General features: G+C 34.9%; 20 protein-coding genes. 11 read left to right on the top strand and 9 right to left on the bottom strand.

From position 1 onward, the window contains the following. The first annotated feature begins 963 nt into the window (after nt 1–963). From gyrB to fis, 8 genes are all read left to right on the top strand, one after another. Nucleotides 964–3,378 (top strand): DNA topoisomerase (ATP-hydrolyzing) subunit B, encoded by a 2,415-nt coding sequence (gene gyrB, locus BMW37_RS04060; RefSeq protein WP_093318014.1) that lies wholly within the window; start codon nt 964–966, stop codon nt 3,376–3,378. Nucleotides 3,379–3,904: 526 nt separating this feature from the next. Then, nucleotides 3,905–4,687 (top strand): DNA-binding transcriptional repressor DeoR, encoded by a 783-nt coding sequence (deoR, locus tag BMW37_RS04065; RefSeq protein ID WP_177168571.1) that lies wholly within the window; start codon nt 3,905–3,907, stop codon nt 4,685–4,687. Nucleotides 4,688–4,981: 294 nt separating this feature from the next. Beyond that, complete coding sequence (locus tag BMW37_RS04070) at nt 4,982–6,217, top strand: phosphopentomutase (RefSeq protein WP_093318016.1); 1,236 nt, start codon at nt 4,982–4,984, stop codon at nt 6,215–6,217. Nucleotides 6,218–6,342: 125 nt separating this feature from the next. Continuing rightward, nucleotides 6,343–6,843 carry a PACE efflux transporter gene (locus BMW37_RS04075; protein WP_177168572.1) on the top strand — a complete coding sequence of 167 codons (501 nt, stop codon included), beginning with the start codon at nt 6,343–6,345 and terminating at the stop codon, nt 6,841–6,843. A 282-nt stretch (nt 6,844–7,125) separates the two neighbouring features. Continuing rightward, complete coding sequence (locus tag BMW37_RS04080) at nt 7,126–8,331, top strand: hypothetical protein (RefSeq protein ID WP_093318018.1); 1,206 nt, start codon at nt 7,126–7,128, stop codon at nt 8,329–8,331. 3 nt (nt 8,332–8,334) lie between these two features. Further along, complete coding sequence (locus BMW37_RS04085; protein ID WP_093318019.1) at nt 8,335–9,387, top strand: hypothetical protein; 1,053 nt, start codon at nt 8,335–8,337, stop codon at nt 9,385–9,387. Between the two features lie 249 nt (nt 9,388–9,636). After that, nucleotides 9,637–10,599 carry a tRNA dihydrouridine synthase DusB gene (dusB, locus tag BMW37_RS04090; RefSeq protein ID WP_093318218.1) on the top strand — a complete coding sequence of 321 codons (963 nt, stop codon included), beginning with the start codon at nt 9,637–9,639 and terminating at the stop codon, nt 10,597–10,599. Between the two features lie 21 nt (nt 10,600–10,620). After that, a complete protein-coding gene (fis, locus tag BMW37_RS04095; protein ID WP_093318020.1) occupies nt 10,621–10,917 on the top strand; it encodes a DNA-binding transcriptional regulator Fis in 297 nt (98 codons plus the stop codon). A 252-nt stretch (nt 10,918–11,169) separates the two neighbouring features. Here the strand turns inward: fis and rpoH are convergent, their stop codons facing one another. From rpoH to ftsY, 4 genes are all read right to left on the bottom strand, one after another. After that, nucleotides 11,170–12,027, bottom strand: coding sequence for an RNA polymerase sigma factor RpoH (gene rpoH / locus BMW37_RS04100; protein ID WP_093318021.1), 858 nt, complete (start codon nt 12,025–12,027; stop codon nt 11,170–11,172). A 120-nt stretch (nt 12,028–12,147) separates the two neighbouring features. Beyond that, a complete protein-coding gene (gene ftsX, locus BMW37_RS04105) occupies nt 12,148–13,149 on the bottom strand; it encodes a permease-like cell division protein FtsX (protein ID WP_093318219.1) in 1,002 nt (333 codons plus the stop codon). 10 nt (nt 13,150–13,159) lie between these two features. Further along, nucleotides 13,160–13,816 carry a cell division ATP-binding protein FtsE gene (gene ftsE / locus BMW37_RS04110; RefSeq protein ID WP_093318022.1) on the bottom strand — a complete coding sequence of 219 codons (657 nt, stop codon included), beginning with the start codon at nt 13,814–13,816 and terminating at the stop codon, nt 13,160–13,162. 116 nt (nt 13,817–13,932) lie between these two features. Beyond that, entirely contained in the window at nt 13,933–15,414 is a 1,482-nt protein-coding gene (gene ftsY / locus BMW37_RS04115) for a signal recognition particle-docking protein FtsY (protein WP_093318028.1), read from the bottom strand. Between the two features lie 466 nt (nt 15,415–15,880). Here ftsY and rsmD point away from each other — a divergent pair, with 466 nt between their 5' ends. After that, the gene (rsmD, locus tag BMW37_RS04120) at nt 15,881–16,489 is read left to right on the top strand and encodes a 16S rRNA (guanine(966)-N(2))-methyltransferase RsmD (protein ID WP_093318029.1); all 609 of its coding nucleotides are present in this window, start codon (nt 15,881–15,883) and stop codon (nt 16,487–16,489) included. Between the two features lie 101 nt (nt 16,490–16,590). On the opposite strand, the gene BMW37_RS04125 is transcribed toward rsmD, so the two are convergent. Further along, a complete protein-coding gene (locus BMW37_RS04125) occupies nt 16,591–18,390 on the bottom strand; it encodes a hypothetical protein (protein WP_093318030.1) in 1,800 nt (599 codons plus the stop codon). A 335-nt stretch (nt 18,391–18,725) separates the two neighbouring features. On the opposite strand from BMW37_RS04125, the gene BMW37_RS04130 reads away from it, so the two are divergent. Further along, nucleotides 18,726–19,268, top strand: a complete 543-nt coding sequence (locus tag BMW37_RS04130) for a gamma carbonic anhydrase family protein (protein WP_093318031.1) — start codon at nt 18,726–18,728, stop codon at nt 19,266–19,268. Nucleotides 19,269–19,270: 2 nt separating this feature from the next. Here BMW37_RS04130 and aroE read toward each other — a convergent pair whose 3' ends face one another. Continuing rightward, nucleotides 19,271–20,131 carry a shikimate dehydrogenase gene (gene aroE, locus BMW37_RS04135; RefSeq protein WP_093318032.1) on the bottom strand — a complete coding sequence of 287 codons (861 nt, stop codon included), beginning with the start codon at nt 20,129–20,131 and terminating at the stop codon, nt 19,271–19,273. 472 nt (nt 20,132–20,603) lie between these two features. On the opposite strand from aroE, the gene lpxL reads away from it, so the two are divergent. Beyond that, nucleotides 20,604–21,593: an LpxL/LpxP family Kdo(2)-lipid IV(A) lauroyl/palmitoleoyl acyltransferase gene (gene lpxL / locus BMW37_RS04140; RefSeq protein WP_093318033.1), complete on the top strand. Its 990-nt coding sequence runs from the start codon at nt 20,604–20,606 to the stop codon at nt 21,591–21,593. A 403-nt stretch (nt 21,594–21,996) separates the two neighbouring features. Here the strand turns inward: lpxL and lysS are convergent, their stop codons facing one another. The 3 genes from lysS to BMW37_RS04155 form a co-directional block, all read right to left on the bottom strand. Beyond that, nucleotides 21,997–23,529 carry a lysine--tRNA ligase gene (gene lysS, locus BMW37_RS04145; RefSeq protein WP_093318034.1) on the bottom strand — a complete coding sequence of 511 codons (1,533 nt, stop codon included), beginning with the start codon at nt 23,527–23,529 and terminating at the stop codon, nt 21,997–21,999. 55 nt (nt 23,530–23,584) lie between these two features. After that, nucleotides 23,585–24,683 (bottom strand): peptide chain release factor 2 gene (prfB, locus tag BMW37_RS04150; protein ID WP_143047593.1). Its coding sequence is split into 2 segments (ribosomal slippage): nt 23,585–24,607 and nt 24,609–24,683, totalling 1,098 coding nucleotides; the frame shifts between segments, so codons are not numbered across the junction. A gap of 349 nt (nt 24,684–25,032) precedes the next feature. Next, nucleotides 25,033–26,697 (bottom strand): hypothetical protein, encoded by a 1,665-nt coding sequence (locus BMW37_RS04155; RefSeq protein ID WP_093318035.1) that lies wholly within the window; start codon nt 26,695–26,697, stop codon nt 25,033–25,035. Nucleotides 26,698–26,762 lie beyond the last annotated feature (65 nt).

Consider the following 26,762-nt stretch of genomic DNA (forward strand, 5'->3'; position numbering starts at 1 on the left):
CAAGGACATGTTAGACTAGTATTTTTAGGTAGCACTGCGATTAAGTATCCGCCTTGCCAAGCCAAAGCTATATTGAACACTAAAGGTGAACAACCACAAAATTATTTCATTTTGGGATCTACTCACCGTTTGGCATGAGTTCAAATTTAAACGCTTTTTTTTAATTTCCATCATGACATTATACTATTGGTATATGAATAATCAATTAGATATTAGGCACAATAGAAAACAGTATTTTTAACATGCACATTCACTTAGTGTAGATAACTAAATATTACAGCGGTGTGTTTACCCACCCGATAATTGAAGGTATAAAGCTAATATTCGCTAAAATTTGTAAAAGCTTTGAAGCAAAATCAATCGAACTTGATGAAGCACATAACCAAATTTATCTGTTAAATAATTATCAGATAAAATGTCAATATCAAGCTTAGTTAATAGTTTGAAAGATATATCTAGTCGATATGGTTAAAAAATATTATATCTAACTGAAAAAGAAACTTTGGATAGGTCGTTTGTGATCGCCTTCTTATTTTGCAGAACGTTGTGGTAAAGCACCAATATCTATTATCAATCAATATACAGAAGAACAAAGAACTCTTCAAAAATAACGACCACGTCATTACTCTTATATTTTTACCCTTAATGGCGGGGCTTTACAGCAAAATGGATAAGATGTCACCTTCCGATTTTACTTAGAAATTCATCTTTAAACAATAAACCTAATGTTTGATAAGCATCTTATTTGATGAGTTTATATGTAAATTAAGGGTTTAAATTATGCTACATCATACGGTCATTTAATATTTGATGAAAATGCCCAATATTGAATAATTTCATGCTATAATAGCGTGATAATTTTATTAAGTTCCCTTGATAAAAAAAGCCTTAATCAACTGTTTTACCTAAAAATGAGACTCTAATTTTAATAGGTATTAACGACACACTATGAGAGAAGATTGAATGTCAAATTATGATTCTTCCAGCATTAAAGTGCTAAAAGGCCTTGACGCTGTTCGTAAACGCCCAGGTATGTATATTGGTGACACTGATGATGGCACAGGTTTGCACCACATGGTATTTGAAGTAGTTGATAACTCTATCGATGAAGCACTAGCGGGGCATTGTACAAATATACTCGTCACTATTCATAGTGATAACTCTGTATCGGTACAAGACGATGGACGCGGAATACCAACAGACATTCATCCTGAAGAAGGAGTCTCTGCAGCTGAAGTTATCATGACTGTATTGCATGCTGGTGGTAAATTTGATGATAATTCTTATAAAGTCTCAGGTGGCTTACATGGCGTAGGGGTATCTGTTGTTAATGCCCTATCAGAAAAATTGCAACTTACAGTGAAGCGTGCAGGAAAAGTACATGAAATGTTTTTTGCACACGGTGAGCCTCAAGCACCACTGACTGTAATAGGTGAAACTGAACAAACTGGTACGCGCGTTAGATTCTGGCCAAGTTATGAAACATTTAAGAGTCAGAACCAATTTGAATATGACATATTAGCAAAGAGATTACGTGAACTATCATTTTTAAACTCCGGTGTATCAATTAAATTATTAGATAAGCGGGATGGAAGAGAAGACCATTTCCATTATGATGGTGGAATTAGGGCGTTCGTTGAACATCTAAGTAAAAATAAAACCCCCGTGCATCCTGCTGTGTTCTATTTTTCATTAGAAAGAGATGAGATAGGTGTTGAAGTTGCAATGCAATGGAATGATGGATTCCAAGAAAATATTTATTGCTATACCAACAACATACCTCAAAGAGATGGCGGAACACATTTAGTTGGTTTCCGCTCAGCGATGACTAGGACACTCAATAGCTATATTGAAAAAGAAATTACTAAAAACCCTAAGAACAAAATTAGTGCATCTGGTGATGACTCAAGAGAAGGTCTAATTGCGGTTATTTCCGTTAAAGTACCCGATCCTAAGTTTTCCTCACAAACTAAAGATAAGCTTGTCTCTTCTGAGGTAAAAACTGCTGTCGAAAGTTTAATGAATGAAAAATTAAGTGAATACTTACTTGAGCACCCTAATGATGCGAAAATCATTGTCAACAAAATTATTGATGCCGCAAGGGCGCGTGAAGCTGCGCGAAAAGCTAGAGAAATGACAAGACGAAAAGGAGCGTTAGATTTAGCAGGATTACCAGGTAAACTTGCTGACTGTCAAGAACGTGATCCTGCGCTATCTGAACTCTATTTAGTGGAAGGGGACTCTGCGGGCGGTTCTGCAAAACAGGGACGTAATCGAAAAAACCAAGCAATTTTACCACTGAAAGGTAAAATTTTAAATGTCGAACGCGCCAGATTTGATAAAATGCTTTCTTCACAAGAGGTTGGCACATTAATTACCGCCCTTGGCTGTGGTATTGGCCGAGATGAATATAATCCTGATAAACTTCGCTATCACAGTATCATTATTATGACGGATGCTGATGTCGACGGCTCTCATATTCGCACACTATTATTAACATTTTTCTTTAGGCAGATGCCTGAAATTATAGAACGTGGGCATGTATTTATCGCTCAACCACCGCTCTATAAAGTTAAAAGAGGCAAGCAAGAGCAATATATAAAAGATGATGAAGCGATGGAAGCTTATCAAATGTCTATTGCACTTGATGGGGCACAATTATACTACTCTACTGATGCGCCTGCCTTGACTGGGCAGCCTTTAGAAAAATTAGTATTGGAATATTATGCGATTGAAAAAATGTTTAACCGAATGGAGCGCTCTTACCCACGGCATCTACTTAATCAACTAGTATACATAGATGACTTAACCTTAGAGCAGATGAAAAATGAAGAGATTGTTGCTAATTGGGTTAATCAATTTGTTGCAATTCTCAATGAGACTGAAATTCATGGTAGCACCTACTTTAATGAAGTCATTTATAACAAAGAACGCCAATTATTTGAACCTAAACTTCGCATTAGAACTCATGGTGTTGATAATCACTATCTATTAGATAGTGAGTTTTTCCAAAGCACAGAGTATCAGCGTATTGGAAATTTTGGACGTCAAGTTAGAGGCCTTATTCAAGAAGATGCCTATGTGCTAAGAGGTGAGCGCAAAGCAACAATTTCAAGTTTTGAACAAGCTTTAGATTGGCTCGTAAAAGAATCAAAAAGAGGACTTACAATCCAACGTTATAAAGGTCTTGGTGAAATGAATCCTGAACAACTTTGGGAAACAACAATGGATCCAACAACAAGGCGCATGTTGCAAGTAACGATTAAAGATGCGATTGCAGCAGATGAAATTTTCACTACCTTAATGGGTGATGAAGTTGAACCTAGAAGAGCCTTCATTGAAGATAATGCACTTCGAGCAATGAATGTAGACATTTAAAAAATAAACCAACTGTTTTAAAATAAAATATATTATTTACCACTATCCTAAAAGATAGTGGTTTTTTTATTTACCACAATTGTCATTATGCTTAAAACTTAAGATTTCACCATAACCATTTCCATATCACTCTTAACGTTTTTGTAAGCAACATTTCTTATTTTTCAGCAGCGCTTTATTACCCCCCTATAACACAATTGATTTAACTTGCAAAAAATCAACATTTAAGGGTTTAGGGTATAAAATTGATTTAATTTTTATACCCTAAACGACTTGACTAAAACTAACAACCTTTCATGACTTGAAGTGGACTCATTACTGTCAAATATAACAGAGAATTTTTTGCCGAAGATGTATCGCCACATAGACTTTACACAATAGTTAAGTTACTATTCAAAGCCTTTAACCGACTAACTTTAAAATTAAGTTCTATTATAGAACGATTCAATTCGTTACTTTATAAATAATAGTAAATTCAAATCTATTATATACGGGAATCTAGACCAAATCATAAAAGGGGATGCTATTGGACATCAGACGTAAATATCGACTTGAAAAATTACTTGTGGCGTTACAAGGCCTAGAAAAACTTAGAATCAATGAAGCTGCATCCCTACTTAATGTATCGGAGATGACTATTCGCAGAGACATCAGCTCTGGGCAAAATAGTTTGAGGTTGTTAGGTGGATATATTGTAGCAAGTGCTTCATTGAATGGTATGAGCAATAACCGATATTTTATCACTGAACAACAAGAAAGAAATGTAGTCGAAAAGCAAAAAATTGGCATATTAGCTGCGAGTTTAGTGCAAAATAATGATACAATTTTCTTTGATTCAGGTACAACCATTCCTTTTATTATTCATGCAATTGATGACTCCATCAAGTTCACAGCCCTTTGTTATAGCATTCATGCTTTTTTAGCACTTAAGCAAAAAGCTAATTGCAGGGTGATTCTTTGCGGTGGCGAATTTAAAGAGAGCTCACAAGTATTCATTCCTATAACCCAGCCAAATGAATTGACCAATATTTATTCAAACAAAGCTTTTATATCTGCTGCGGGAGTCTGTGCGGCGAAAGGCGTTACTACTTGGGTATTAGATGAAGTCAGCGTAAAACAGCTTGCAATTCAAAACAGTGAATATACTCTACTAGTTAGTGACAATGAAAAATTTGAAGTAGTACGCCCAGGATTATTTGCCAATTTAGAGGATTTTGATGAGCTCATCACAAATGATACTCCTCCTGAATCTATAAATAATTTTATCCTACATTCAAATATAAAATTAACCTTACCGCTAACTGAATAATGTGCTCATTTCCATGAGCAATAAAAAACTGTTTATGGAAATATTCAAACCAACCAAAAATAACATCAAAAAAGTTATTTTTATAACAAATAAAATAAAACACATCTAAAAAGCAAGAATAAAAGCCAAAAAAACTTAAGAACCACGCACCTCTATCATAGATGTTATTTTTATAACAAAAAAATTAGCTTTTATGATTTCACTCTGGCATACTCAGTCCATCATTAAGTTAACAATACATACCATTTAGATTGTCAATTCGAATAAAACTTTTTTATTTATTGAGGTATTAAAATGAAACGTGTCATCATTATGCTCTTAGATTCTTTTGGTATAGGAGCGACACCTGATGCTGATAAATTTGGCGATGCAGGTTCAAACACATTAGGCCACATAGCAGATTATTTTCATAGCCTCCATAAAAATAATGGTAGAAAAATGCCTTTAAACCTACCAAATTTGAATAAGCTTGGCTTGGGTATAGCTGCAAAAGGAGCTTCTGGCCGTTATCCTGTTGGTATGGATGATAACATTACCCCAATAGGAAGCTATGGTTATGCAAAAGAACTTTCATCGGGCAAAGACACGCCGTCAGGACATTGGGAAATTGCGGGAGTACCTGTACTATTTGATTGGGGATATTTTGCTGAAAAACAAAACAGCTTTCCAGAACCATTACTTAATGAAATAGTCCAAAAAGCGGGTCTATTAGGTTACCTAGGAAATTGCCATGCATCAGGAACATCAATTTTAGAAGAGTTAGGTTCAGAGCATATTCAGACAGGGAAGCCAATTTTTTACACATCTGCAGACTCAGTCTTTCAAATTGCCTGCCATGAAAAATATTATGGTCTTGAAAAACTATACGAACTTTGTGAAATTGTTCGCACTATACTAAATGAAGGGAACTATAACATTGGCCGAGTTATAGCTAGGCCATTTATAGGTGAAGCAGGTAATTACACAAGAACAGGCAATCGTAAAGACTTAGCTGTACCACCACCTTCAATGTCTGTTCTTGAAAAACTGGTAACAGAGAAAAATGGGCAAGTAGTTTCAATTGGCAAAATTGCCGATATTTATGCTAATATAGGGATTACTAAAAAGGTCAAAGCAAACGGCTTAGATCCTCTTTTTGATGCAACCCTTCAAGAACTAGAACAAACTCAAGGCCCAAATAGTATCATCTTTACTAACCTTGTTGATTTTGATTCAATTTATGGACATCGCAGAGATATTTTGGGTTATGGTGAGGCATTAGAATGGTTTGACCGGAGACTACCAGAATTATTAAACCAGTTGCAAAAAGATGATTTATTGATCATCACTGCCGATCATGGATGCGATCCATCATGGCCTGGAACAGATCATACGCGAGAACATATCCCTGTTCTGCTATACAGCCCTTCTCTTCCATCTAAAAATTTAGGGGCTAGAGAATCTTTTGCAGACATTGGACAAACAATCGCTCAAATTTTCAAACTGTCACCGATGATATATGGTAAATCATTACTGACACCCACACCATAAATAACATATTAAGTATCAAATTATTAGACAGCAAACTCAGTAGTAAAATAAAATAGTGTACTAATACTTAGTACACTATTTTATTTTCTATGCAATTGCTGTCTAATTACTCTGCTAGAGGACTTATGCAAAACAAAACATCAGAAAAAGCGTCAACACAGATAAATAACATCGATGATGTTTTTATACCACCAAATAAAACAAAAAAAGAAAGATTATTGCATGCAATTTTGTTTGAGGTAATCGCTTTAATTTTGTGCGCCCCTGCTTTAGCATGGATAATGAATAAGCCTCTTGTTACTTCAGCAAGCTTAACTGTAATGAATGCAGGTTGTGCTATGCTCATGAATATTATTTTTAATATTATATTTGATCATTTTGAGAAAAAAATAGGGTTTACACGCAATGTAAAAATACGCATTATGCACGCTTGTTTATTTGAAATCAGTCTATTAATGCTTATCGTTCCATTAGGCGCTATGTTATTAGGAATATCGTTGTATGCTTCTTTTGCAATGAATGTTGGTCTGATTTTTTTCTTTTTGCCCTATACATACATATATAACTTAATTTTTGACACTATGCGGTATAAATTCTTTTATAAAAAATGGCAAAATAAACAATAATGCGGGCATTAAATCTCATGGAGCCATAGTCATACTTTTAAAACATTTAGAAATAATTTTAAACTACCAATTCAAAATTAGTAAAAATAAAATGCACTTAACTATTTTAATCCTAAAAATAAAGTGCTAAAACTGAAACAAATAGCACTTTATTTGAAACATATTTGTGTTTTAATTGATAACCTTTTAAAAAAATATGTTATACTTTTAGGCAAAATATTAAACAATAGACTCGTTTTAATTATATTAATGCATTACAATTTCAAAGGATAATGAGTTAACATGCAAACCTCTGTCGCACGCAGCAAGCTTGCTCTTAATACAATATTATTACTATCGATTTTCTCCAGTTTGTTTTTAACTGGATGCAGTACTAGAGTGAGTAATCAACCTACCAGTTTTTGTGAGCATGTTGATCCTAATAGTAAATATTATTCTCCTAACTCACTTACACTTGAACAACTCAATACATGTCGTATGCAAGCAGAAAAAATTCTTGCTATCCAGTCTATGCAAATTCAAATTCATAGACAAAGGGATGAAGTAATCACTGCTGCAAATATCAATTCGCCTTCTGATACTGAGATAAGTAAAGCTCTTAATTCATTATCTTCAGAAACCACACAACAAAATAGTAATGCGAATGCTTCAAGTGCAAACGTTACGTCTAGCAATCAAAAAAGAGCCGCAGGCCAAACACAAGCTGAAAGAAAACGCGCTGCCAATCAAAGCACTACTCGCATTATAGCTCAGCAAACGCCTACATCTTCTAGTGAATCGATACAACAACGCTACTTAAATGCTGCAAGTGCAACCCCTGCTCCTTCAAATAATACGCAAAACAGAGCATCCAGTGTTCCTTCCGCATCAAAAAGCCAATATGATGCCGAACAAGCAGCGCGTGTTGCAAAACAGATAGATTCATTATTACAATCAGAAACCACACAAGCAGCACTTAACCAACCAAAAGCGTTACTTCCTGGTGAAGAAACCACTAAAGTTGATCTAATAGCTCAAATCAGCAACAGAAATACAAAAATAGCTGAACCTATCAATAAAACTGAAACAAATGAACCTAAAGCTATTGTAGCTTCTCAAGTAGACAATAAAGTACAAACTCCAACGCAGTCAATTACAAATGAAGCTAACCCTTCTACGACTCAAACTAGTACTACGCAATTGAATACACCTAGCCAAAACACTGGAAAATTATCCACTGACTATACATCATCACCTAACGTGTCTAGTACTGAGTCTTTAAATTCAACTAGCAATACTAATCCTGTTGCTGAAATTGTAAGGCCAACTGACACAACCAATATAAATCCAGTGAATGCGATACAAAACAAAGGTCAAATGGATTATTATGATCCAACACCTCTCCCTGCCTTGCATGATACAACTGGCAGTCAGTCATCAACCAAAAGTGCTGTTAACCAACCGGATCCTTTAGCTCATCTACAGCAAAAACGAACAGAGAACAAATAATTTATGAAATCATGGGGAAGAATTTCGACACACAACCTTAACAAGCTTGTTTATTACTGGAATTTGATTTTTCATAGTAAAAAATCTTTTAAAACATTATGGCTTTGCATAAAAGCTCCCCTAATTTTATCGATTACATTTCTTTTTGGTTGTAACACTAGTAAAGCGCAAGAATCTGGTGATTATTGCATCTATGCTGATACAACTAGCAAATATTACAACCCTAATAAATTAACAAAGAATCAGTTAGAAGAGTGTGAAATACGAATAAAAAAAATACTTGAAATTCAAGAAATTCAAACCAAAATACAAAAAACAAGACCGCTTGAGTCAAATACACAAACTACAGATTCATCTATTAAGACAAATCTAAACGTTAATAATCAACCTTTATTTGATATTCAAGAGCCTACGAAGGCTATTTTAAGCACTAATAAAAAGATATCTCAAACAAGCGTTCGGACGGTAAAAGAAAGCGTTAAGCCGATTTATCACACAGATGCCGGAGCGTCAGTCAACAGCGGCAACCAAACAATGATCATTGTTTCTAAAGCTGGTGATCATTCAGATTCAATTATGCAAAATGTGACAACTAACACAAACCAAATGACATTAGCTCAAAATACCAAGCCCGCAACATTAGAGCAAAATACTAAACGTCAATATACTAATCCTGCAGAAACTGATGGACTTACGACTTTACTTAATCACCAGGCAAACTCTAAAGCGCCAGCTAGCCAAGAAGTACCTTCAATTAAGCTAGCCCTTTCAGATGCAAAAGCCGTTTCAACATCGCCTATAAATTCAGCCACTCAAGCTATTGATACTTATGAACAGAAAAATGTCGTCACTAATATTCAAGAATCAGAAACGCTTCTTCTAATGCAACAAATTAAACAAAATAAATTACCTAATAGCACTGCAACTGCATCTAAAAGTACCACAAAAGCGCAAGGAAATACTCAAAGTACTACTAATGCTAATGATTCTTCAACTGAACCACTAAATAGTGATGCACAACCAATTCCAACATTTGAACCATTGCCTACTTTTTAACTGATATTTTGATAGCTAATATAGTGACTATGAAAGTTTCTAGCTGAATTAGCATTATTTTAGCTTAAATTTACATTTAAAGACTGAATCTCAAGTGGTTGTTTTTAAATAAATATAAAAAAAACAATCTCTAAACCAGCTAAATTTCAAAAAATATTTTTGATTTGATGCTGTTTTGCACTTTCCTAATTCTATAAAAATGCGTAATATACGCGCCCTTGAACAGACTTAATGGTTACTTTTCAATCAATGCAAATCGGTCAATTTAAATTAAATAATAGGCTAATCGCTGCTCCCATGGCTGGGATATCAGACAAGCCATTTAGGCAATTATGCCTTGAAAATGGTGCAGCCTTAGCTGTATCTGAAATGTTATCATCCAACCCAGACGTATGGAAAACACCTAAGTCTAAACATAGGTTGATACATGATGATTGCGGAATAAAATCCGTACAAATTGCAGGTTCAGATCCGACAGAAATGGCTCTTGCTGCACGTGTGAATGTGGATTCTGGAGCAGAAATTATTGACATTAATATGGGGTGTCCTGCAAAAAAAGTGAATAAAAAGCTAGCAGGATCGGCATTATTGCAACATCCTAAATTAGTTGAATCGATTTTAACGGAAGTTGTAAATGCAGTAGAAGTGCCGGTCACTTTAAAAATACGTACTGGATGGGATAAGGATAATCGCAACTGCCTTGAGATTGCAAAGATTGCGGAAGCCTGCGGGATAAAAGCATTAAGCATACACGGGAGAACTAAAGCCTGTTTATTTAATGGTGAAGCTGAATACGACAGCATTCGACTTGTAAAAGAATCTGTCTCAATTCCGATTATAGCTAATGGTGATATTATTAATCCGATTAAAGCAAAAGCAGTATTAGATTTAACAGGTGCTGATGCCATCATGATCGGTAGAGCAGCACAAGGTAAACCTTGGATTTTCCAAGAGATACAACATTATCTGGATACAGGTGAACTATTACCAAAGAAAACACTAAGTGAGATTCGTTCCTTTGTTCTTCCTCATATTGAAGCTATTCATTCATTTTATGGCGAAGAAAAAGGGTACCGTATAGCACGAAAACATGTTGCTTGGTATTTAGCTGACTACACACCTGATGACCAGTTTAGGCGTTCTTTTAATGCACTTGAAACGGCGTCAGCTCAATTAGAGGCATTAGAAGTTTTTTTTGAAAATCATTATTAACATATAAGAGTTATAACTATCATGTTTGAACAACCAGCAACTACAAATGTACTAACTGTCCCAACACTTAATTCACAAGATCAAGTCACGCAAAAACCATTGCGTGATTCTGTTAAAATAGCGATTAAGAACTACCTCGCCCAGTTAAATGGTCAAGATGTTGAGGATGTGTATGAGTTAGTTTTATCAGAAGTCGAACGTCCTCTTCTTGATATGGTGATGCAATATACACGTGGTAACCAAACTCGCGCAGCAAATATGATGGGCATAAACCGTGGGACATTGCGTAAAAAACTTAAAAAGTATGGAATGAACTAAATCATATCCGAAAACCAGGTTTGTCAATTAAACCATAATTGATAAACCTGAAACTTCCAATCTATCTACTTTGCCTCCCCCATTTTCATCAAACTTAACTTAATACAATACAATAAATTTTATATTTTGATTGGATACAGCAGTTCAAATAAAGTATGCTATTGTTCAATTAGGGAAGGGTTTATTAATAAAAAAGATTAATGAATATGGCTTAGAAATACCTCTAAGCCATATAAAGTAGGTTAACTAAATTTAGGCGTCTAGAATAACTAATTTCAACTTATTCATTGCATTTCGTTCTAGCTGCCTTACTCGCTCAGCTGAAACACCATATTTAGCCGCTAATTCTTGTAAAGTAACTTTATTATCCTCGTCTAACCAACGAGAGCGTATAATATCTTGGCTTCTTTCATCTAAACTTGATAATGCATCGACAAGTTTATCAGCAGCAGTATCATCCCAATTATCCTCTTCAATCACAGTTGCAAAATTAGACTGTTTATCTTCAAGATGAAAAGTAGGCGTCTTAGAAGATACATCTCCATTATCATCATCCGCTCCAAGATCAAAGGCCATATCAGAAGATGCCATTCTTGATTCCATCTCTAAAACATCTTTAGCAGTAACGCCTAATTCATTAGCGACAGTTTCAACTTCATCTTGTGTGAACCAACCTAATCTCGTTTTATTTTTCCTGAGATTAAAAAATAATTTTCTCTGAGCTTTAGTCGTCGCGACTTTGACGATACGCCAATTTTTTAGCACATATTCATGTATTTCAGCTTTAATCCAATGTACAGCAAATGAAATTAATCTCACTCCAATTTCTGGATTAAATCGCTTAACTGCTTTCATTAGCCCTACATTGCCCTCCTGAATTAAATCAGCTTGAGGCAACCCATAACCAGAATAGTTTCTAGCAATATGAGCTACGAATCTCAAATGGGATAAAACCAATGTTTTTGCCGCTTCTAAATCTTGATCATAATACCAAAGTTCTGCAAGCTCTTTTTCCTCTTCCGCAGTCAAAATTGGATAAGTATTAGCTGCACGTAAATACCCTTCAATACTACCTTGCGGGATTAATGCGACAGGTAATGCTTTTGTCATAAGAATCCTCCTTATTGATGTTATTAATTGAACACACTTGATTAAGCATGCTACTCATTAACCTTAGATTGTAACCCTTTACACACCGATCACAACCTTGTAATTGTAAATTTTTATTGATTATTGTGGTCTAAAATCTCGTAAATGTTTGACTGTTGCAAGCCAGGCAGCAAACCAACCACTCATAACAGAAATAAAGACTAAAATTAACATTTCGTCTATTCTTAAACCTGTTAAACTAAAATTAGCTTCAAAAACAACTGCGACATTTGTTACGGCTTTATCTAATTGTACCATAAGTAGCTGTGATAATAAAATTGCAAGTAATGCTCCTAAACCACCATACAATGCTCCTCCATAGAGGAATGGCCGCATGATAAAACCATCTGTTGCACCTATTAGCTTCATGATATTAATCGTCTCTCGTCTGCTGGCAATGGTTAATCTTACACTATTGCCAATGACCAAGAAAAGAGCAATTACCATCAACCAACCAACAACAAATGCAACCTTAGCAACTAAGTTAGTTAAAGAAGCTAACCTAGCGAACCAGTTATCATCTGCACGCACATCATCTACCCCTTCTAATGCGACGATACGTTCTTTTAAGGTTGTAATTAATGTACCACTCTGAAAATCAACCTCTGGCGTAACAATTGCTACAGCTGGTAATGGGTTTTCTTCAAGTAAATCAATAGCAGTGCTAAATCCAGAGTAATTTTTAAACTCTTCAAGTGTTTTTTCACGTGTTAAATAGTTCACATTTGCAACACCATCTAAAGCATTTAAATTCATAATTAATTGTTCAACCCCGGGATCTGATAAAGATTTATCTAAATACACACTAATTTGCGGAGTTGGGTACCAAGCTTGGGCAGCTTCATTAACATTTTTCCAAAGTAAATAGCATAAAGTTGGAAGCGATAGAGAAATAGAGATGACAAGAATTGTTAATAAATTTGCCAATGGTTTACTACGCATATCTTCAAAAGCACTTCTCCAGCCGTACAAGAACTGCTCCATTAGACCTGATTGCATCATCGATACTCGGCTAGTTGCACTATTTTGCGCTCTAGGTGAAGTGGTTTTACCATGATTAATACGTTTTTTATCTTGACTCATATCTGACACTTTATCCTTTAATTAATCGACCAGCTGTTAATTGGTAGGCTTTATGATGAGGAGCACTTATCAGACCAAGATTATGAGTCACAATCAATACTGTTACGCCAACTTGATTAAATGACTCAAATACATCCATAATTTTTTGCGCAGATATATCATCAAGATTACCGGTAGGTTCATCAGCCAGTAAAACCTTAGGTTTATGAACTACCGCTCGAGCTATACCAACCCGCTGCTGCTCTCCCCCAGAAAGTGCAAGTGGATAGTATTGTGCTTTATCATATAATCCGACTTTATTCAGGGCAGCATTGACCCGCTTATTAATATCAATAGGATTAACACCTGCAATAATTAACGGAAGTGCGACATTTTCGTAGGCAGTTTTATCCATTAATAATTGATGATTTTGAAAAATCATTCCAATTTGTCGACGTAAAAAAGGAATTTCCCTTGATGATAATCTAGATATATCGACTCCATCAAAGAAAATATTACCTGTGCTGGGCCTTTCTATACCACAAATAAGTTTTAAAAGAGTGCTTTTTCCAGCTCCTGAATGCCCTGTTAAGAATGCCATTTCACCCGATTTCAGGTGCAAATTCACCCCTTGTAATGCTGGCCTGCCTCCGCGATATGCTTTACTAACTTGTGAAAAGCGAATCATATAAAACCCTTATAATTATCTTATTTGTTTGGTAATCATTGATAGCCTTTTAAGTCCATAACAACCATCAAAACCCTTATTGCTAACTATCATAACTATTATTAAGCGGATAAAAATTATTTATCAAACAATGCATTAACAAATTCGTCGCCATTAAAAGGCCTTAAGTCATCAATTTTTTCACCCACACCAATATAACGAACTGGAATGTTAAACTTATCAGCTAATGCAAAAATTACACCACCTTTTGCAGTGCCATCTAATTTAGTCAAAGTAAGTCCAGTCAATCCAACGGCCTCATCGAATAATTGTGCTTGGCTTATCGCATTTTGCCCTGTACAAGCATCTAATGTAAGCATTATTTCATGAGGTGCTTCAGGGTCTTGTTTTTTCATAACACGGACAATTTTTTTAAGTTCATCCATCAAATGCGACTTATTTTGTAATCGACCCGCAGTATCAGCAATTAAAATATCAACTTTTCTTGCTTTAGCAGCTTCTAGCGCATCAAATATAACTGAAGCTGAATCGGCACCTGTATGCTGAGCAATAACTTGGATATCGTTTCTTTGCCCCCAAACCTGTAATTGTTCGACTGCTGCAGCTCTAAAGGTATCACCAGCTGCTAGCATAACTGTTTTTCCATTAGCCTGAAATTGTTTTGCAAGCTTGCCAATCGTTGTTGTTTTACCAACACCATTTACCCCAACCATTAAAATAACAAACGGCTTATGAGCAGCGATTTCAAGAGGCACACTGACTGTCTTTAAGATCATTGACATTTCATCTTTTAACTTATCATACAAAAGCCCCGCATCTTTTAGTTCATTCTTAGTTGCGTGTTCTGTCAGATTTTTAATAATTTTGTTAGTGGTTTCAACTCCCACATCAGCAATCAGCAGTTGTTCCTCAAGTTCTTCAAATAGATCAGCGTCTATTCGTTTTCCCGAAAACAAAGATAAAAATCCTGAGCCAATATTTTGTTTTGTTTTAACTAAACTCTCTTTTAGGCGAGTAAAAAAACCTTTCTTATTCTTAACAACCTCTTCTGAAACAAAATCTTGTAGATTTTCCGGTGTGTGTGTTTGAGCATCTAATGAATTATCTGTTTCAATAGTTTCATCAGTATCAATGAGTTCTAACTCTATATCGGTAGGTTTATTATCAGAGTCAAGTATATCTGGTTTACTATTTTCTTTTAAATGTAGAACTGAAGATGAAGGAGGATAATTATCATTTTCAAATTCATTATTTATTGTAGTATTAGGATGATTAGATTCAGTCTCTAATGGTGTATTGGCATCTTGTTCAATACTAGCTTCAGTTATCGTAATGCAGATATCATTTAACTCTTCACTCGATGTAATATCACTGGACATAGTTGAATTAGACGAATCATCCACTGACGTAGATTGAGATTCTTCTATATTATCAGTGATAATAGACTGCGAATAGGTATCATTCGATTCAATATTTTCAGATTCATCAACGCTGCTTTCGGTTTGGTTATCTATTTGTGTTTCACTTGTCGTGTCACTACGAGATTGACCACCTAGACCAAACCATGAAAAAAAACCTTTTTTCTTTTTCTGAGACATAATACTTAATTTCCTTGAGAAAATTCACACTAGAACGTAAAGAAATAAACTATTGTTTTAATTTATTAATTATTAATTTGAGTTAATAAATACCAAATGACTAAAATAACAAGTGGCGCTCCCCTAATAAAGCATTCAATAGTTTCAATTCTATCATTTTTTTCATAAATGATCTTCATGCTAATGATCCAATCTACTTTTTTGCGCACTTTAAATTTTATTTTTATCTGGTATCAAAAAGATATTTTACTCACATTAATCCTTTAGACTATACTTTAAATGCCATTTTAGTTATCTTTAATCAGCAGATAACTTTATTTTCGAGGAAGCTATCTGAATTAATTGAATTTCAAACAGGCTTCTTGTCACTAGATTATATTCTTTAGACTGAGATATAGTTTGAAAATAGAACTCTATTTTCAAATAACTAGTACCAATCTTTTAATTAATTGCTATAGATATTAACATGATAAAAAATAATACCAATGTGAAAACAGGTAAACAATCCAGTAAAAAAAATGAAGTTGGACAGATAAGAGTAATAGGGGGTAAATGGAGAGGTAGAAAACTACCCGTTGTTAGTGAAGAAGGTTTAAGGCCAACTGGGGATAGAATGAAAGAAACCCTATTTAATTGGTTAATGCATGATCTCACAGATGCAAACTGTCTAGATTTATTTGCAGGAAGTGGGGCTCTTGGATTTGAAGCAGCCTCTCGTTATGCAGGTTCAGTTACTTTTATAGAAAAGTCCAAAATAGCTGCAATAACTATAAAAGAAAATATAGCAAAACTTAGCGCAAATAATTTAATTATATTTCAAATGGATGCATTGGAGTATTTAAACCAAAAGCCCTCTAAACCTTTTGATATTATTTTCATTGATCCTCCCTTTAGAAAAGGATTATTAGGTGAAGTGCTCATAAAACTCACTGCGCACTCTTTTGCCCAAAAAGGCTCTCGTATCTATATTGAAACAGAACGAGAGGCAATAATCGAAGATATTCCTAACGATTGGTTCTTAATCAAAGAAAAAAACACAGGCCAGGTTTGTCATCGTCTATTCGAACATGGATAAACATGAAACAAAATCATAAAAAAATAATTTTAAATAAATAGCTTACCTTATATCAATCGCGCTTAACATGAACGATAAAAATTGATGACCTGATAATAAAATTAAGCATTTTCATGTATTTTGATCAACCTTTTTATCCGTATTCTATCAACAATCAAATACAAAAAGTATATTAAAATGAGCAAGAAAGATACAATATACGCCAACATGTACCTAGCTAATGCTAACTCTTCTTCACCTAATGCTGGAGATAAATGCATTACCCATCGTTTCGTTGGTTCATTGATAAAATCGACTTGTTTTACTATGCCTGTAAAGGTTGTTGATATAGGTTGGCTTAAATATTCAAATCCTTTATTAGTTAAATCATGGCGCAAACTTTTATCATCGCTATCAAAATTGTCTAATGTATAAAAAAAATCATTATTACGCGCAATAATCGTAAATACAGGGCTAAGAGTGTAATCTTCCTCAAGTAAGATTTCATTACTGGGTTTTAATCCCCAATAGTGTGCATTCAGAGCTGTGATATATCTTACCCCCTCATTTTCAGATAAATAATCATCGAGGTTAATGCTAAGTGGCGTAGCTTCATCTTTATTTTTTAAAACATGAACCTTATCACAGAGTTGAATGTATGTTTGATTATCGCATTGAATTAAAGCATTAATTTTAACTTTCTGTAAGACTTTAGGAACGTAGTTAGGATTAGAGACATAATTGATTTGTGTTTCAGGTTGAAAATAAACTAAATTCATAGCAATATAATTCTGAATTTTCCCAAAGAAACCCGCATCTGATGAAAAAGAATGTTCGCTTTTTATAAAATTCATTAACATACACAGCAAACAAAAGGAACCTAAAATACAAAAACTGATAAACCTTACTCGTGATGACCTTGTTGGTTTAACTGAATTTAATCCTTTAATATTAAAAATATATTTAGATTTACTCAGCAGATTAAATTCATACTCTTTCTTTTGTTCTAATTGATTGCTGATATCTTCATTCAACAATTTTGCCTCAATAGGGCCTGTAAAGATCACTTTAGGGTGAACCTTGAGTTGACCTGAGAGCGTCATGCAATCATCATCTACTTTAATTGATGGTTTCCCTTTGTAAGCTATTTTTAGGCTTAAAATAATGAACACTGTACCAACGAAAACAAACTCCCATCTATCCTGAAATAATAGCATCACACCAATCAACATAAAGAAAACAGGCATAAAAAACACTGGTTCAGCAATACTTTCACGCAATTTTAAGTGTTCAATTCTTGTTAATGGCCGTTTTTCCAAGATTTTCCATGGTTTTGCATTTTGTATCTCTTCCCGACGATACAAAAGAGTAGAAGATGAAAATTCACTCGCTAATTTATGCGGTATATCCCCTGCCTGTGCATTATTCCATATAGTATTAATCTCACTTTGCCTTTGCTCAATGCGACTATGAGGCTGACTTAACGTTTCTAACGTAACTATATCTATGCCATTTACCTGTAAAATCATGACACTTCTTGGAAACACCAATAACTGAAAATGATTATTTTCAGATAACTGCACTTTAACTTGATAATCATGAAAAGGATGCTTTTCAATGACAAATTCAGATGGGTGAATATAGTCATAAATATCTCTTACAATCAGCGTGGGTAAATGGCCAAAACTATATTGATTGATAGGGTGTTGCTCGTCAGTTAACATCCTATAGCCTTCTGCATTATAGTTAAAAGGCCCTGCACGAAAAGAACCTACGCCCTCATAAACTGTAAAATCTAAAAGACTAATATCCGTCACTCTAGGATCTAATTTTTTAAGCTCTACAAAAATTGCTTGTTTTAGCGTATCATCAATTACTCTATCAGTTTGAGTTATAGTGTCAAAATCATTAATATTTATCATAAGTGAAAGAAATTTGCTCAAATTTAAAATTAAAATGCGTATAGCGATAGTTTAGCAGATGAGGTAATAAGGCTGCCATCATTAATAGCAACAGTTCATTAATTCTTGCTATTAAAAAATAGTCATAGACAAGATCGGCTCAAAACCATTTTAAGATAATTCATTTTTTAGTTTCAAATTCAGTGTGCATTGGTATAGTTTTCTTGTAGGCAATTGCAAATCAGAAACAAAAACTAACCTAGCTTTAATAATATAAAGACTTGCCTTGTTATTAAGAATGGGGCTTATCTTTTCAATCTTACTTTTTTAGATTCTTACTTAAATAAGGATATGCTATGACACCTAAAAATTTACGCCCTTACAAAAATTCTTATCCAAAAATAGCACAATCTACATGGATTGATGAAAGTGCAGTTGTAATAGGTGATGTTAATTTAGCTGACGATGTCAGTATTTGGCCTTTAGTCGTAATTAGAGGGGATGTCAATTCCATTTCTATCGGTGCGAGGACTAATATTCAAGATGGCAGCATATTGCACGTCACGCATAAATCTGCTGCTAACCCTGCAGGCAATCCTCTCATCATTGGTGATGATGTAACAGTTGGGCATAAAGTTATCTTACATGGCTGCAGTATAGAAGATAGAGTTTTAATTGGTATGGGCAGCATAATACTTGATGGTGCAACTATAGAATCTGATGTCATCGTTGGCGCGGGTTCTCTCGTTACGAGTCAAAAAAAACTAGCTAGTGGTTACCTGTATATGGGGCAACCTGCTAGACAAATCAGACCATTAACACCTGAAGAGCGACATCATTTGCTATACTCTGCTAATAATTATGTCACATGGAAAAATGATTATCTTACCAGTGAGTAAATTTAAGCTTTTGACAATGTATTTCTAACTGCTGATAACACTGCTTTTGCATCTGGCATCACACTATGCCATCTTTCAAATGCAAAAGCAGCTTGATAAACAAGCATGCCTAACCCATCAGCCCGATTATGACACCCCTTGTTCTCAAACCAAGCTAAAAATGAAGTTTGTTCTTGCCCATAGAACATATCATAAATAGCAGTATGTTCATTAAAACAGGTGGAGGGTACAGTAGGCACGCTCCCTTCAATACTAGCTGATGTTGCATTAATGATAATGTTAAAAGGCTTAGTCTCGTTGGTTAATAATGGCATTCTTGCAGCACGAAGCCTCCCATTACAATCAGTTCTTGCAAAATAATCACCAAATTGGTCCACTAAATGGACAGCTTTCTCAAATGTACGATTTGTGATGGTTATATCAAATCCCTCATCAAGTAAGGGTAATATAGCGCCTTTAGCAGCCCCACCTGCGCCAATTAGTAACAAGCGATTACCTAACTTTAACCAGCCTCTTTCTCTGATATCCATTAAAAGCCCTATGCCATCAGTATTATCACCAAGGATCTGTCCATTTTCTAGTTTAATTAACGTATTCACAGCACCTGCCATTTTAGCGTTATCAGTCAAACAATCTGCTATTTTGAAGGCCTGCTCCTTGAATGGTACGGTTACATTTGCTCCTTCACCTATAGTTTGGAAAAAATTCTTAATGGTATCGTCAAACTCATCTAAAGGGATGAGCTGTTTATCATATTGATGATTGATATTGGTTTGGCTAGCAAATAATGCATGTATCATAGGAGATTTTGAATGTTTTATTGGGTTACCAAAAACCATATATGGTGCAAGAAATTTATGCATTTTTTATTCCCTATATATAAATTACGTAAAATCTAAGCTTATTACTGGTATTTACTCTATACCAAAAATGCCAGAAAGATTATAATGATTTTTTGAAAAAAAGATTTTACGGTATCTTACCAATTAAACAGCAATATTACAGTAAGATTCCCTTTATATAGCTTATTTAAGCTATAATCTAAAGATATTTTGAGCATAAATAAGATTGATGAATCGTGAGTATATTACTACGCACTATACTAGATTAGTTTTAACCCTACTGTTAGACATTTTAGCCGATTCAATTTTCTATTTCCAAATAAGTGTTTTACATAACACACGTATCGCTTTCAATACAAAGTATTTTTTAATGACGATCCATTTAAAAATTGTTTAATCTTTTGCTCTTTAACTGTATTGCAACTTGTGCAATTACGCTATATTCATTCCGAGCATTATGGATAACACTAGTATTATTAAGGTAATAAGAAGTATGCCACATAAGACACACAAATCAGAAGAAAGTAAGATTTATGCTGATAAAGCGCAACCCAAGCTAAAACTTACATTTTTTCATCCTCGCTACTGGCTTTTATGGTTAATAGTAGGGTTTTGGTATGTATTGATTCTACTCCCGTACCCACTTTTATACAAAATAGGTAAAGGTATTGGTCGTTTACTTCTAAGGCTCAGACCCAAAATTAGAATTATAGACAAGCGCCTTAAAATTGCTGAACGCAATTTAGAGTTATGCTTTCCTAACTGGACAGATTCTGAGCGCAAGGCATTAATTGAAGCAAACTGTGAATCGGTTGGTCTTGCAATTATTGAAACTGGGATGGCCTGGTTCTGGCCTGATTGGCGAATTAATAAATGGTGCAAAGTAACTGGTATTGAACATATTAAAGAGACACTAGCTAAACCTCAAGGGATCATGTTTGTTGGAATACATTTTCTTAACTTAGAATTAGGTGGGCGCATTATCGGTTTACAGACACCTGGCATTGGAATTTATCGCCCTAATGATAACCCCGTCTGGGATTACCTTCAAGTCAGAGGTAGAATGAGGTCGAATAAATTCATGATCAACCGAAAAGATGTCAAGCAAATGATAAGAAGTTTAGAAGAAGCTGAAATCATCTGGTATGGTCCTGACCATGATTATGGTAAAAGAAATAGCGTCTTTGCACCATTTTTTGGTGTTCAGCATGCAGCAACGACGCTAGGAACTTATATCTTACTCAAAAAAACAGACTCTGCTGTTATTGCTTTTACACCTAAAAGATTAGAAAATGGTAAAGGATATGAAGTGATAGTTAGCCCACCTATCCAATCTTTCCCTACTGAAAATGAATTGCAAACGGCAACTAAGATGAATCAACTCATTGAAGAACAAATTTTACTTGCACCAGAACAATACATGTGGCTACATCGTCGTTTTAAAACACGTCCTGAAGGTGAGGCTGATTTATATTCTAAGTAATTAGCTTTATTGATACCTTTTCCTCCAGAAAGGAAGCGGAGTCCTACTGCAGTGAGTTGATTATTAGCTGGCTTCGGTGGGCTCTTGCTGCTGATTCTTCTCCTTAATACATAGAACAATCAACCAACGTCTATATTCTCTTCAAATCCGCATTCAATGCGAAACTTTGGAGAATTGATGGCCGTTTTTTATTTTTCAGATAGTTATGTTGGCACGCTAATATCTATTATCAAACAATATATAGAACAATAAAGTACGCAGAATGAATAAGGACTATGCCATGACGCCTTACATTACCTTCCTTTAGGGAAGGAGAATAAAGCGTCATGGATAAATCATATCGCCCAGACCAACTGATATAGCAAAGTAAAACTAGTGTTGGTTTTAGTGTAATATGATAAGGTTATTTACCTTGAGGTCTCATGGCTGGGAATAAAATAACATCTCTAATTGTGTGACTATTTGTAAATAACATAGCCATTCTATCAATCCCAATCCCTAATCCTGCGGTGGGTGGAAGCCCATGCTCAAGTGCAACAATATAGTCCTCATCATAAAACATCGCCTCTTCATCTCCTGCATCTTTCGCAACAGCTTGTTCTTTAAACCTAGCTGCTTGATCCTCTGCATCATTAAGTTCTGAGAAACCATTGCCGATTTCACGTCCACCGATGAAAAATTCAAAACGATCTGTAATAAATGGATTATCATCATTTCGTCTAGCAAGAGGTGACACCTCGGCTGGGTATTCAGTAATAAATGTTGGTTGAATTAGTTGGCTTTCAGCCACCTCTTCAAAAATCTCCGTTACAATTCGGCCCAACCCCCAACTTTTTTCGAGTTTAATATTAAGTGATTTTGCGATATCTGTTGCTTTATTTATATCATCCAAATCTGCAGCTGATATCTCTGGTTTATAATGGCAGATTGCTTCTTTCATAGTATATTTAGCAAAAGGTTTACTGAAATCAAGCGTGATATCACCATATTGCACTATGTTAGTTCCTAGAATATCTTGGGTGAGTGTTTTAAACATAGACTCAGTTAATATAATTAAATCCTTATAATCAGCATATGCCATATAAAGTTCAATCATCGTAAACTCTGTGTTATGTCGAGGAGAAAGACCCTCGTTACGGAAATTACGATTAATTTCATAAACACGCTCAAATCCACCTACCACTAAGCGTTTTAAATATAATTCAGGGGCAATGCGAAGATACATATCAATATCAAGTGTATTGTAATGTGTGATAAACGGTTTTGCAGCAGCCCCACCAGGAATAGTGTGCATCATCGGAGTTTCAACTTCCATAAACCCCCTATCATCCATAAATCGTCTAATACCTGAAATAATTTTTGAGCGAATAACAAACGTCTTACGCGATTGCTCATTAGCAATAAGGTCTAAATAACGCTGACGATAACGTGTCTCTTGAGAGGCCAGACCATGAAATTTATTGGGTAAAGGTCTTAATGCTTTTGTTAATAACTTAACAGAATGACAACGAACTGATAGTTCACCCGTTTTTGTCTTAAAGAGCGTTCCTGTTGCTGCAATAATATCGCCTAAGTCCCAGCGTTTAAAATAATTTTCATAAAATCCTTCAGGAAGGCTCGCTGTGGCGACATATAGCTGAATCCGCCCTGTCGCATCTTGCAAAGATACGAATGATGCTTTACCCATCACTCGTTGCATCATCATCCGTCCAGCAACACTCACCTCAACAGATTGAGCATCTAGAGTTGCTTTATCCATCTGTCCATACGTTTCTTGGAGTGAATGAGCTCTATGTTCAGGTCTAAAATCATTAGGGAATGCTATCCCCTCTTGTCTAATTTGAGCCAATTTTTCACGGCGAAACTGTAACTCACCTTGTAAATCAATTTCTTCATTGTGTTCAGTGTTCGCATCATGAGATGTCAATTCTGACATGATAAGTTCCTTTTTGATAACGTGAGTGCTAAAAAGCACTTACTATAAATTAACACTACAAGCCTGCTTTTAAACTTGCTTCCATAAATCGGTTTAAATCCCCATCTAAAACTGCTTGGGTATTGCGGGTTTCAACACCTGTCCGTAAATCTTTAATTCTTGAATCATCTAGTACATAAGATCGAATTTGACTGCCCCAACCTATGTCTGATTTATTTTCTTCCATTTGTTGTTTGTCTGCATTTTTCTTCATCATTTCAAATTCATACAATTTTGCACGTAACTGCTTCATTGCTTGATCTTTGTTTTTATGCTGTGATCGATCGTTTTGACATTGTACAACAATATTAGTTGGCAAATGAGTGATTCTAACAGCAGACTCAGTTTTATTAACATGTTGCCCGCCTGCACCTGAAGCGCGATAAACATCGATTCGAAGATCAGCAGGATTGATATCAATCTCAATATCGTCATCTATTTCAGGATAAACAAAGGCAGATGCAAATGATGTATGCCTTCTTCCTCCTGAATCAAAAGGACTTTTCCTCACTAACCTATGAACACCTGTCTCAGTCCTTAGCCAGCCAAATGCATATTCACCAGAAACTTTGATTGTTGCAGATTTTAAACCCGCAACATCTCCATCTGATACTTCAATTAGTTCTGTTTTAAAGTCATTAGCTTCAGCCCATCGCAGATACATCCTTAAGAGCATCTCGGTCCAATCTTGAGCTTCTGTACCGCCTGAACCTGCCTGTAAATCTACATAACAATCACACGAATCATGTTCATTAGAGAACATACGCCTAAATTCAAGTAATTCTAAACGTTTTGTTAATTCATCAAGTTCACTAACCGTTTCATTTAAAGTTTGCTCGTCATTCTCTTCAACTGCAAGAGTTAATAACTCTTGAACATCTTCAGCACCTTGAGTTAATGCAATGATTGTTTCGACAACCGCCTCTAAAGCAACTCGTTCTTTACCAAGGGCCTGAGCTCTTTGCGGATCACTCCAAACGTCAGGAGATTCTAGTTCAGCACACACCTCTTCAAGTCTTTCTTGCTTTATATCAAAGTCAAAGATACCCCCGAAGGGTTTGAGTTCTTTCTTTAATATCTTGAATCTGTATTTTTATTGGATTTATTTCAAACATAATTTAGCCTTTTACTTAAACATAATTAGAATTATCACTTGTATAAATTAACCATGCTAATAATTTATCACAGGTGAATTATAGGCAGATTTTATTGCGTTGTACATTAACATCATTATTTATGATAATGTGCTATAAAACTTCATACCTATATTTTAAAGCATAAAATAGTTATGATACGGCTTGTTTTTTTAGCTGTATCATAACCCATATATTTTCAGGTGTTTAATTTTTTGAAGTTGTACAATAAGGGATAAAAATGAATTTAAACTTAAGTAAAATAATCATTATATTATGCGTTATATCTGTTGCAATACAAATGATTATGTATCTCACTGGGCATTAAAAATCAAAGTCCTTTTATCCCAGCATCTGTACTTGGTTTTTTCTTACTACTATCATTTTTTTTAGGTTCTGAATTATTAACAGCAGAGGCTGCTTCTTCAACCTTATTCGTAGTTGATTGGGCTTCATTAGATTCTTTTTTTTGCATTTCAAAATCTTGAAGTTGATTTTCAAGTTGAGCCCTAGATTGCTGTTGGGTTTTGAGTTCTGCTTGGATTGAATAGAGCTGATTTTGCAAATTTATCACTTCTTGTTGCTTTTGCATTGCAATAACTCTTTGTGTTTCTTCAGCAGCCGCAATCTGGTCAATTTGTTGTTGCAAATTAATAATACGGTTACTTGCAGCATTCGTATTACCTGAACCGGCTGCCCTTGCCCATCGGTTTGCTTCTTGCTCAGCTCGTCTTGCATTGAGTAATCGTTGTTGTAAATCAGTCAACTGCAACTGATAAGACTGTGTATTTTTAGTTATTTGAGCATTTAGCTTAGAAATTGTTTCTTCAAGTTCTATCGTTTTATTTTCAGAAATCTGCAATTTTTGCTGTAATTTTTGTGTGTTTAGCTCTGCTAACTGCGCACGCTGTTGTAATTGAAGCAATTGTTGAGCTTGCCCTTGATTAACATTTTGGTTCTGTTGTTGCAAAGCCGTTAATTGCGTTTTGGATTGTGCTTGAAGTTCATTGAGCATACGTATTGCATCTTCTGCTCGTTGTTTTTCATCTTGATAAGCTTTTTTCAACACTAGCGTTTCATGGGTTAATGCTTCAATCTTGTCATTTAAAGGGTTTTCAGTGGTAGCAAGTTGGTTTGATAGTTTTTCTGCAATCGCTTGGTTTCGCGTTGTCTCATTTTTAAATTGTTCAAGCGCAGTTTGAGCTTCAGTGAGCTGATTTTTTTTATTTTCTAATTCAGCTTCTAATAACTTCCGCTCATTCAAAAATTGACTTTCAAGTTCACTATATTTTTGTTCAATATCTTTATTTTTGATTTCAACTGCTTCAAGCTGCTTTATTAACTTTTTATCTGCATCGAGAGGCAGAGCATTCAATTTTTTTATTTCCAAATCTTTTTTTTGCATTTCCTGCTCAGCAATGTCAATTCTCATTTCTAATTCTTGGACTACCTGAGCATTTTTAGCGGCTTGTTCTTTTGAAAAATCTTTTAATACATTACTAGCAATATTGTTTAAAAGCATTTGATTAGTGGGTTGTTTTACAGATGAGAGCTCACGATTCAATTGCTCATTTTCTTTTTTTAGCTCTGATATTTCCCTTTGAAGATCTAAAACTTTAGCTGAAGTCTCTGAGTTACTATTAGAAGACTCTCTAACAATCTGAGTGTTAGATGCCTGAGTTTGCGATCTTGCTTTTTTCTTAGGCACATTAGGTTTCTCTTCTGCTAGCTGTGCCATTAAAGAGGCTTCAGGGACTTGTTCAAACTCTAAATTCTGCAATACATTGAAAATCCCTTCAATATCATTTTGTGTTTGAAATACAGCAGAAGGAGAGCTAATACTTATGGGAGTGTTTATTACAGAGATCTGAGCTAAATCGTCATTATTAGTAGCGTTTAAATTTTCATCTAAAATAGGGGCAGCTAATAATGATCCAACATTAAATAAAAAACAGGTAAAAATACCTGATTTAATTTTAATCGATTTTAAAAGCATTTACTACTCCCCGAGCATAAATATCAAATAGATTCACATTAGTTGACAAAAAAGCATAGGGGAAC

The sequence above is a fragment of the Thorsellia anophelis DSM 18579 genome (assembly GCF_900111395.1).
Taxonomy (GTDB): domain Bacteria; phylum Pseudomonadota; class Gammaproteobacteria; order Enterobacterales; family Thorselliaceae; genus Thorsellia; species Thorsellia anophelis.